Annotated in this window: 8 protein-coding genes; all 8 read left to right on the top strand. The window is 38.6% G+C overall.

The window, feature by feature from the left end:
• On the top strand, positions 1-711 hold a 711-nt coding region (locus DBT_RS11515; protein WP_208600914.1), incomplete at its 5' end, for a DegT/DnrJ/EryC1/StrS family aminotransferase.
• Complete coding sequence (locus tag DBT_RS11510) at positions 708-1,400, top strand: acetyltransferase (RefSeq protein WP_067620843.1); 693 nt, start codon at positions 708-710, stop codon at positions 1,398-1,400. The genes DBT_RS11515 and DBT_RS11510, both read left to right, overlap by 4 nt.
• Positions 1,372-2,457, top strand: coding sequence for a nucleotidyltransferase family protein (locus tag DBT_RS11505; protein ID WP_067620841.1), 1,086 nt, complete (start codon positions 1,372-1,374; stop codon positions 2,455-2,457). The genes DBT_RS11510 and DBT_RS11505 overlap by 29 nt, the downstream gene beginning before the upstream one ends.
• A 9-nt stretch (positions 2,458-2,466) precedes the next feature.
• Complete coding sequence (neuC, locus tag DBT_RS11500) at positions 2,467-3,630, top strand: UDP-N-acetylglucosamine 2-epimerase (protein WP_067620838.1); 1,164 nt, start codon at positions 2,467-2,469, stop codon at positions 3,628-3,630.
• On the top strand, positions 3,627-5,069 hold the full coding sequence (locus DBT_RS11495; RefSeq protein ID WP_067620835.1) for a B12-binding domain-containing radical SAM protein: 1,443 nt from the start codon (positions 3,627-3,629) through the stop codon (positions 5,067-5,069). The genes neuC and DBT_RS11495 overlap by 4 nt, the downstream gene beginning before the upstream one ends.
• A 10-nt stretch (positions 5,070-5,079) precedes the next feature.
• A complete protein-coding gene (locus tag DBT_RS11490) occupies positions 5,080-5,832 on the top strand; it encodes an acylneuraminate cytidylyltransferase family protein (protein WP_067620833.1) in 753 nt (250 codons plus the stop codon).
• Between the two features lie 286 nt (positions 5,833-6,118).
• Positions 6,119-9,007 carry a 6-hydroxymethylpterin diphosphokinase MptE-like protein gene (locus DBT_RS11485; protein ID WP_067620830.1) on the top strand — a complete coding sequence of 963 codons (2,889 nt, stop codon included), beginning with the start codon at positions 6,119-6,121 and terminating at the stop codon, positions 9,005-9,007.
• Between the two features lie 142 nt (positions 9,008-9,149).
• On the top strand, positions 9,150-9,731 hold a 582-nt coding region (locus DBT_RS11480), incomplete at its 3' end, for a flagellin N-terminal helical domain-containing protein (protein WP_482156196.1).

Genomic DNA, 9,731 nt, shown 5'->3' with positions numbered 1-9,731 from the left:
GTGCCGTGCGATATGAAGCGACTGAAAGAGATCGCCAATGCCTACAGTCTTTATCTGATAGAAGATGCCACAGAGGCCTTGGGTGCCAGGTTTGGAGGAAGTTTTGTTGGCACAATTGGCGATCTTGGGTGTTTGAGTTTTAATGGCAACAAGATGATGACTACAGGTCTTGGAGGGATGGTCTTGGGAAACGATGAGAAAAGACTTGACCATATTCATCATCTGGCCAATCAAGCGAAAGTAAACGGTCCTGAATATATCCACGATGAGATAGGATTTAATTACAGGATGACCAATATAGGTGCAGCTATAGGACTTGCACAGTTAAAACGTCTGGAGACTTTTCTCAATAAGAAAATTGCCTTTAGGTCAATTTACAAGGAGATATTAGAGGATGTTTTGACATTTCAGGAACCTAACAATGGATCTTCACCAGTTTGGTGGCTGACCACTGTTAAGCTTCCTGTTTGCAGTAAAGTCCATACTATACAGGAACAAATGATGGTCCATGGAATTCCTACTAGACGCATTTTTTTCCCACTAGATCGGCAGAAATATCTACAAAAGTTTGTAAGGAAGCCCTGCAAAGTAGCCCACGAAATTTATGAACAGGGTATATGTCTGCCGTCCTCTACCGTGAATTCAGAGGACGATGCGCATTTTGCGGCAAATATTCTCAAGAAAATATTAGTTGGTAAAAGGATGGTATGAATTTTGAATATCAACTCTTGGTGATTGGAGGTGGAGGGCATTTGAGAAGCCTTCTACCTATACTCAGGCGTCTGAGGCTTTCAGTATATGGAATTATTGATTTGGAAATCAGAAAGGGGCTGGAAATTAACGGAATACCAGTAGTAGGGACTGATAGAGAGCTGGAGAAGTTTGCCAAATATGGAATGAAGGCGTTGGTTGCCATTGGTTCAATAGGTGATAGGCAGAGGGATAAAAAGAGAGTGGAGTTGTTTGAGATAGCTAGAAAGGCAAACATGAAATTTGCAACAATCATATCAGATAGGGCAATTTTAAGCGAAAATGTACGAGTGGGTCAGGGGAGCATGATTTTTGATGGATGCATTGTTAACTGTGGTGTGATTATTGGGAACAATTGCATCATTAATACTGGGACAATTATTGAGCATGACTGTTCAGTGGGAGATCATAGTCATATCGCTCCGGGGACTGTCGTTGGCGGACAAGTCACGATTGGTGAGAATGTTTTCATAGGACTTGGCTCTAGGATTATACAGGGGATCACAATAGGGAAAAATGCTATTGTTGGTGCTGGAAGCGTAGTCATTGAAGATGTGCCCTCGAATTCAACTGTGGTAGGTGTTCCAGCCAAGTGCATTTACACGGGGAAAGGGGGGGCAGATGACGGTAAAAAGACCAAAATGGTTTAAAGAAATCTTCATCTCACCTGAAGCCACCATAAGGGATGGCATGAAACTCCTGAATGAAAAAGGACATCAGTTTTTGCTTATTGTGGACGGAGAGGAACGTCTTCTTGGAGTGGTAAGTGATGGTGACATACGTAGAAGTATAGCTGCAGGAATGAGTTTTGATGTTCATCTAGAGGAGATTATGACTTCTGATCCAGTGGCATGTATTGAACCTGTGAAAAAAAAAGAGGCTCTTGGACTCATGAAACAGGAGAATATTCGGTATATCCCAGTATTGGATAAAACAAGGCAGATCGTAGATGTAATAACTTGGCAGGATTTCCTTATTGATGAGCCTGTTGAAGTCCCAGTCAGACAAGAGCCAGTTGTCATTATGGCAGGAGGCAAGGGAACGAGGCTCGATCCATTTACCAAAATTCTTCCTAAACCGCTCATACCCTTTGGTGATCGCCCCATGATAGAATGGATTATGGACAATTTTGCACAACATGGTTTTAAAGAATTTTGGGTAACGCTTAATTATAAAAAAAATACAATAAAAAACTATTTTGCAGGTATTAACAAAGACTATGACGTTGGATTTGTGGAGGAAGATAATCCCCTTGGCACTGCTGGACCACTTCAGTTATTGCGCAAAGAACTTGATAAGACCTTTGTAGTGACGAATTGTGACGTGGTTCTTGAAGAAGATTTTTCTGAGATAGTGGAACATCACAAAAGAAAAGGAAATATCATGACAATAATAGCTGTCCCCAAGCACATGCAGATACCATATGGAGTGCTTGAGATCAGTAATGGAGTACTAAAACATATAAATGAAAAACCAGAAATGACCTATTTGATCAGCGCAGGAGTTTACATTTTGGAGCCAGAAGTGCTTGACTTCATTCAAGATGGTCAGGCCATTGAGATGCCAGAGCTTATTACTAGGGTCCAAAGGCAATACAATGGAAGTGTTGGCGTTTTTCCCGCTAGCGGAAGCTGGTTCGATATTGGCCAGTGGAAGGACTACCAGGAGGCCTTAATCAAGATAATTGGCATTAAGGGCATTGATTAATGATGGAATATGAAACGAAAAATATGTGTGATTACAGGTTCTAGGGCAGAATATGGTCTTCTTTATTGGCTGTTAAGAGAGATAGAGTCGGACGCTTCTCTCCAGTTACAACTGGTGGTAACTGGAATGCATCTTTCTCCGGAATTTGGCCTTACATATAGGGTGATTAGCCGTGATTTTAAAATAGATAAAAAGGTAGAAATGATGCTCTCCAGTGATACTGGTGTTGGTGTTGCTAAATCAATTGGAGTTGGAATCATGGGCCTTGCTGATGCATTAGTTGATCTAGATCCAGACATAATAGTTCTTCTTGGGGACAGATTTGAGACATTTGCTGCTGCAACATCAGCAATGTGTTTGAATATACCTATTGCTCATATTCATGGAGGAGAATTGACCGAAGGAGCAATAGATGATGCAATCCGGCATTCAATTACAAAAATGAGTCATCTGCATTTTACTTCGACTGAGTCTTATAGGAGAAGAGTCATTCAGCTCGGCGAAGATCCCAGTAGGGTCTTTAATGTGGGAGCCCTTGGGCTTGATAATTTGAACAGGCTCAATCTTTTGTCCCGTTCTCAGATCGAAAAAGAGCTTGGCTGGAGTTTTCGAGACAAAAACGTACTTGTCACGTTTCATCCAGTAACCCTGGAGCCTGGAAAATCAACACAGTATGTTCGTGAACTCCTGGGAGCTCTGGAAGAACTGCCTGAACTTGGCATCATCTTTACTGCCGCCAACGCAGATCATGATGGAATGGCAATCAACGCCATGATACGGGATTTCTGCTTTAAATATAGTAATAGAGCTGTCTTTTTCGCAAATCTTGGTCAGTTATTATATCTTTCAACACTTAAGCATGTTGATGCAGTAGTTGGTAATTCATCAAGCGGCATAATAGAGGCTCCTTCCCTTAGAACCGCTACCATTAACATAGGCAACAGGCAGAAGGGGCGAATAAAGGCTGAAAGTGTTATTGATTGCCGACCCATGAAGGGATCCATTAAAGACGCGATTGTCAAGGTGTTTTCTAATGAATTCAAGGCCGTATTAAATAGAGTTGAGAATCCTTATGGGGATGGCAATACATCAGCTAGGATAATGAAAATTTTAAAAGAGTACCCATTAAATGGTATTTTGAAGAAGAATTTTTATGATTTAAATAAGATATGAAAATAGTATTAATAAATCCTCCTATAAGAACAAGAGACAAACCAAGGCACATCCCTCATGGCCTTGCTATAATTGCCAATATCATACGCAAAAGGTTTAGGGACTTAACTATCCATTTCATTGATTGGAATGCACATAGATTTACGGAAAATGAGCTTGTCTCATTACTTCGCAGTCTTGAGTTCGATTTAGTCATTACAGGTGGACTTATTCCAGTCTATAACCGTTTGATAAGATTATCTAATATCATTAAAGCCATAAATCCAAGGGCCATTATATTGGCTGGTGGAAGTGCGGCAATGTCTGTGCCAGAGCTTTTGTTACAACATTCCAATGTAGATATAGTTTGTAACGGCGAGGGTGAACATACTGTAGTGGAGTTGGTGGAGCTATTGAAAGACGATATTGAAGCAGATCTTTCTAATGTTAAAGGAATTACATTCAAAGCCAGGGATGGAAGGTTGGTTAAAACAGCATCAAGGCCGTTGATTCAGGATCTTGATATAGAAAGTGACATGCCAGCATATGATCTTTTACCTATGGAGATATACCTTAAAAACCACATAATCGGCTTTGGAAGGGACATAGATTTTATTTCAAGCCGTGGATGTCCATTTCACTGCACATTTTGTTATCAGCCCTGGGGAAGAAGGTTTAGAGGACACTCTGTTGAGTTTATTAAAGACGTAATTATGTACTTAAAGAGGAAGTATGGAGTTCAATTCGTATCCTTTCAGGATGATGAATTCATGGCCATAAAAGCAAGACTGTTTGAGTTCTGTGAGACAAGGAACAGGCATTTCCCAGATATAAGGTGGTCCTGTACGGGAAGAGCTAATCTTGTTGACGAGGAAATAATAAAGACTGTTAGGGAATCCGGTTGTTGCTCCGTTTCTTATGGATTTGAATCTGGTTCTCCAAGAATGCTTAAAAGTATGCGAAAGGCAATTACTATAGAACAAATGGAGCGCGCAGTACAGCTCAACAGAAAATACGGACTCCCTGTACCTGTATCATTTATTCTTGGAATGCCAGGAGAAGATGCTGAAAGCTGCAAAGAGACCGTGGAGTTTTGCAAACGCAATAATCTTCATCTCAGATCCCTTATGTTTGCTACTCCTTACCCCGGTACAGAACTATTTGAATTCGCTCTTGAAACAGGAAGGATCACCAGGAAGGGACTCCACGATTTTGTAATGAAACTCGGGGACGCCAGAGATTTTGTTATTAATTTAACTGATAGTTTTTCAGATGAAGAACTAAAAAATAAATGGCACGAGATGGTGGAGGAAGTAGACAAACATTATGAACCATTATCGCAGGAGGAAATGGAGAAGAGGATCAGGGCCCTGTATGGAGATCTGGCAGAAGAATACTTTCAACTGTCGCCAGAAGACAGGGTACATAGGGCACAGCACGGGGCAATAGATCTCTTTTGAAAGGAAAAATATGAAAGATATCCGAATGTTATCTGTAATTGTAGCCAGAAAGGGGAGCAAGGGCCTTCCGTCAAAGTGTATGCTGCCAATAGCAGGTATGCCGGTAGTGGAGCATGTGATTTGCTGGGCAACATCTATAAGATTTCATGGTGTTGATCATACAGTAGTTGTTTCAAGTGATATCATTGAACTCAAGGAAATTGCCAAAAGATATGGAGCACTCTTTATTGAACGAGACAAGGATCTGGCAAGCGATACTGCTCCTATTGATGAGGTAGTCTTGGATGCACTTAAACGAATGGGGGTAGGAGCCTATGATTATATTTCGCTATTATACGGGAACATACCTATAAGGTATAATGAACTTATTATGGAACCACTTTTTTTTCTCGAAGAGAATACTGAATTCAAGGGAGTTTTGACCTTTCAAAGGGTAGAGAAATATAATCCAGCGTGGATGGTGAAGCTTACAGAAAAAAGGCTTCCTGTGTGGAGAGAGGAGGCTTTTAGGCGGCAGGATCTAGACCAATATATGATCCATGATGGTCATACATGCCTTACCAGAGCAGATTTTTTTGTGGAAAGTATGGAACGTGCAAATCGTGATAACAAAGGATTCCCTCAGATGTACAGAACTTGGGGCGGTACCTACATCAAACCCTGGCTGCATGACAAGATTGTCATCGATATAGATACTGAAAAAGATTACAAACTTGCACGTTGTGTTATAGAATATTGTCATTTAGAATACCAGTATCGTTAAAGATATCTATTAAGTCCTATAGAATTAGAGCAAGATATGATTTTGAAATATTATGAGTTTAAGTAGATAAGTTATCTAGAGGTTGATGATTTATTCTGAGGATATAAATTATGAATGTATTATTATGTTTTTCCTAGATGATATTGGTGGTGAGTATGGCTAACAGCTTTTTAAAATAAATGTTTGATGTACTATCAAGTATTAAACCTAAAAAAGTTAGTTCTCCATTAAAAAATGGATAGCAAAAGGCTAATTTTCATAATGTATAATATTAGAGGAAATATAAATGATCAATAAAGGTCCATATTGGGAGAAAAATATTAAGGCATGTCAAGATAAAAGGCCATTACTTTTTAAAATGATAAAAAAATTTATTGAGCAACGATTTGTAGACGATGCATTAAGAATTGAGATGGCATTGTCCGCAACGGGAAAACCTGTTGCTAAAATATTGCAACCTAATAACAGCATTTGGCTTCATTCACCAGATGACCCTGAATTGGAAGCTAAAAATATTGTTGATACAATGGAATTGTGTCCTGGGGAACTAAGGTTTCTTATTGGTTTTGGATTGGGTTATCTCCCAAAGGAAGTTTTGAGACGAGGTCTGCCTTTTTATAAGCTAATAATTTTTGAAAAAAGTCCAGAAATTTTTTATGTAGCGCTCAATTACTTGGATATTGAAGAATTGATCAGGGCTGATAATGTTGCAATTCTTTTGGGAGATTCTGTTGACTTTACAGATATAGTCAACGAACATATTACATCTCTATTATTAACCCCTCCTAAAATAACGATTTATGAACCAATCAGGCAGCTTTTTCCAGAATATTGTCTCGATATTCAGAGAAGAGTTCAGGATGTTTGCGAGTCTGTTCTTTGTGAAGTAAGAACAACTCGTAATGTCGGGAAAATAATGTTTGAAAATTCCATGCTGAATTTTACTACTGCTATTCATTCGGCCAATCTTGCTGCATTAAAAGACCTGTTTAAGGGACAGCCTGGGGTTGTTATAGGAGCTGGGCCTTCGCTTAATACCTCTTTGCCAATATTAAAGGAATTTAAAAATAAAATTGTAACTTTAGCAGTCGATTCTAGTCTACCTCCCTTGGTAAGATATGGAATTAAACCAGATATTGTGGCTAGTGTGGATTATCATCCTATTTCATATGAAAAATTTCGGCCTATTTTGGATGAAACCGAAGACGTACCATTGGCTTATGTACTTCCATGTGGTTACATGACTGTTAAAACTTATAAATCTCCTATCAAATTTTTTGATTCTATCGATATCCCGTTAGTTCATGATTTAAGAGATCAATGGGGGGGGCTGGCACATACAGTTGAAATGAACGCAGTTGCTCATCTTGCTCTTCATGTAGCTATGATTATGGGGCTTGATCCAATAATATTCGTAGGTTTTGATTTGGCATATGTCGATTTTGAATCGCATGCTAAAGGAATGACTCTTCCGTTAGATATAGACCTAGAAAATTTGCATTGGGTTGAATCTGTAACCGGACAGCAAGTTCCAACCTCTGTGCAACTTATCGCCCAACGTGAAGTAATTGAGAGATTAATAAAAAAAAGTGATATTTTATTTGTTAATGCTAGCAAAGGATTAAAAATTTCAGGTACTGTGGAAGCCTCTCTTGCAAAGATTTTGTTGAAATATGCAGATTGCGAGCTGAATGCAAAAAATAAAATTGTTAAAGCATATTATGAGAGTCCCAAGCCAACTTATTCTAAATTAATAGGGTATTTAGGTCAGGAGATAAAAAAAATTAACGTACTTAGAGAGCATTATCAAGAAGGCATAAAAGCAGCAAGACAAGCTATATTCTACTGTAATTCGAAAAATAAAAAAAGAAAAAATACGCAAAAAAAAATAAAACAATACGTCAGTAAGGCGCTTAGATTTTACGAAAAATATGGAACATTTCCAGGCCCATTAGCTAATGCTATTCAATTGATTGAATCTGAAAATATTGATTTATTTGTCAAAGAGGCTGAATTTAAGATAAAAGATCGGGATGGTGATAGTGATAAGTTGGAAAAAGTGGCTTTGGAAATGGAGATGATACAACAGTCATTTCAGACTAGACTTAATGCAATTTCCAGGTTGGAAGATTATTTTCAGTGGATGTTTGAGGTATTTTCTCTTGAACACTCTCTTGATAAGAAATTAAAAGAAAAAAAAGGCGATAGGGAAAAAGCAGCTCTTTTCTTTAAGATTGGGCAACTCCTAGCTGATAAAAAAGATCTATCACGGGCAGAGTGCTATCTTACTATCGCTTCAACCCTTGATCCCGAAAATCCATATATATTAAGTATACTAGGAAAAATATATGGTTTCTATCGTATGCATACTAAGGCCTTAAAATTTCTAAAAAAAGCTTATTCTCTTGACCCTAGTAATACGGAAATATTTAATCTTTTACAGGAGGAAATTAAATATCCAGAAAGACTTTTAAAAGAGGCCAAAGAATATATAGAATTCCAACGGCGTGATGATAGTGGATTAGGCAAAATTACATGGGCCTTGAAAAATATTAACGAAGTCTTGACCTTATACCCCAATGATAATACCGCAAAAAAAATGAAAAGACAGGTTGAAGATTATATATTCCAAAGCAAAGAAAAGAAAGATTTTTTTATTAAGCTATTCAGAATGAATTTAAATGAGGCTCTGGAAAAAATTAGGCAAATCGGAGAGTCAGAAATAGAAACAGCTCAAAAGGCTTTGATGTTTTTGAAAAAACAACATCCCCATAATATAGAGATATTAATATTATTAAGTTCTACATTGATTGCAGATAATAAAATATCAGAAGCAGAGAAAATACTTATCCAAATAGGTTCTCTTGCCCCTAATGATCCAAGACCTGATGTGATGTTGGCTGAATGCTTTCTACGGTTAGAAAAATGGGCTGATGCTGCTAGATATCTTAGCCAGGCTATAAAAAAAGATAAAAATTTGTTTGATCTATACGAACAGCTTGGGCTGATTTATAAAAGAATGGCTAGATATGAGGATGCTATTACTGCATTTGAGAAATTATTTATTCATTTTCCTTATAGAAAAGAAATATTGCGAGAAATAGGGGATTGTTATATGGCTTTGGGGCTTAAAGAGGCCGCCCATATAGCCTATTCAGCATGTAAAAAAAATTAAAGTTGAAGAGTGCTTTGTCCGATACCGTTACAGGACGACAAAAGGAAGGAGGTGATAGAGTAACAATATATTGTTGAGATACATTTTTTTAAAAGGGCAAGGATGCCTAGATTTAATTAAATGATTCAAGGAGGAATTAGTTATGGGACTTCGGATTAACACAAATATTCAGGCCTTGATAGGTCACAATAATCTCAAAAAAACAGACAGTCTTTTGGGCAAATCTCTCGAACGCCTGTCAAGCGGCTTGAGGATCAATAGGGCCGCTGATGACGCTTCTGGTCTTGCTATTGCGGATAACCTTAGGGCACAGCATACAGGAATTGCACAGGCAATAGCTAACGCCAACGATGGCGTGAACATTATCCAAATTGCTGACGGTGCTCTTGAAGAGGCGGTTAATATCGTGAACACTATTCGTACGAAAGCCGTTCAAGCAGCATCTGATGGGCAAAACTCTGCATCACGTCAGGCAATTCAGGCAGACATCGAGAAACTCCTCGAAGAGCTTCAAATGATAGGTGAAAACACTGTCTATAATGGTATGAAGCTTCTTGACGGAAGTTTCACTAACAAGGTGTTTCATGTCGGTGCCTATATGGGGGAGACCGTATCTCTTGATATTGGCGATGCGAGAGCAACCAAGGTCGGTGCTATGGCCTATGCAAAAACAGATAGGGACGCTGAAGCGGCAGTGTCTAATCCTTTTGTGCGAGGTGGTGCA

The organism is Dissulfuribacter thermophilus, assembly GCF_001687335.1.
Taxonomy (GTDB): Bacteria; Desulfobacterota; Dissulfuribacteria; order Dissulfuribacterales; family Dissulfuribacteraceae; genus Dissulfuribacter; species Dissulfuribacter thermophilus.
The sequence above is the reverse complement of the archived record's forward strand: the minus strand, read 5'-3'. Positions and strand labels throughout refer to the sequence as shown.